We start from the raw sequence: 832 nt of genomic DNA, 5'->3' as shown, positions 1-832 counted from the left end.
GAGCTAAAGTACCTGCAGATACGGTAGTGATACCGGTGTAGGTGTTGGTGCCAGATAAGGTTAAGGTGCCAGAGCCGAGTTTGGTGAGTGAGCCTGTTCCGGAAATTACACCACTAAAGGTCATATCAGCGGCGTTTCCTGCTATCAAATTGGCAGTCAAAGTGATATTACCGGCACCAGAAATTGATGCGATAGTACCGTCTGCTGCAACGACATAAGTGGCGCCATTATTTACTGTCAATACAGTTCCAGTAGAGACAGCGCCAACGACACTCAAAGTACCAACTGATACGGTGGTGGTGCCGGTGTAAGTATTGTTACCAGATAAGGTTAAGGTTCCCGAACCCACTTTAGTGAGGTTACCAGCGCCACTGATCACTCCACTAAAAGTCGTGTCAGTTGCGTTACCTGTTGTCAGGTTAGCACTCAAAGTGATATTACCGGCATCAGCAATCGAGGCCACAGTATCGTTAGCACCAACAATATAAGTAGCGCCACTATTAATCACTATCGCAGTGCTATCAGCTAGAGCGCCTGTGATATTCAAAGTACCTGCAGAAATAGTTGTTGTACCGGTGTAGGTGTTGGTGCCAGAGAGTACTTGTGTGCCGCCTGCTACTGTGAGGTTGCCGTTAGTACCGCTAATCACACCTGCAAAGGTATCAGCACCAGCAGTAATGGTGAGGGTTTTGCTACCCAGCACGGTAGAGCCTGAGCTATTGCCTGCCAAGCTGATGATCGATGTGCCAGCAGCGGTACCGCTGATATTGAGAGTAGCGTTATTAATAATGCTGCTAGAGCTAGCGATCGAGCCTGTACCGGTCAGAGACAG

Annotated in this window: 1 protein-coding gene; it reads right to left on the bottom strand. The window is 48.6% G+C overall.

Annotated features, from left to right (window positions below; genetic code table 11):
* The coding region (locus tag ICN23_RS09695; protein WP_216232047.1) for an autotransporter-associated beta strand repeat-containing protein at nucleotides 1–832 on the bottom strand (832 nt) is incomplete at both ends.

The organism is Polynucleobacter sp. MWH-Jannik1A5 (genome assembly GCF_018881795.1).
In the GTDB taxonomy this organism is placed as follows: Bacteria; Pseudomonadota; Gammaproteobacteria; order Burkholderiales; family Burkholderiaceae; genus Polynucleobacter.
The sequence above is the reverse complement of the archived record's forward strand: the minus strand, read 5'-3'. Positions and strand labels throughout refer to the sequence as shown.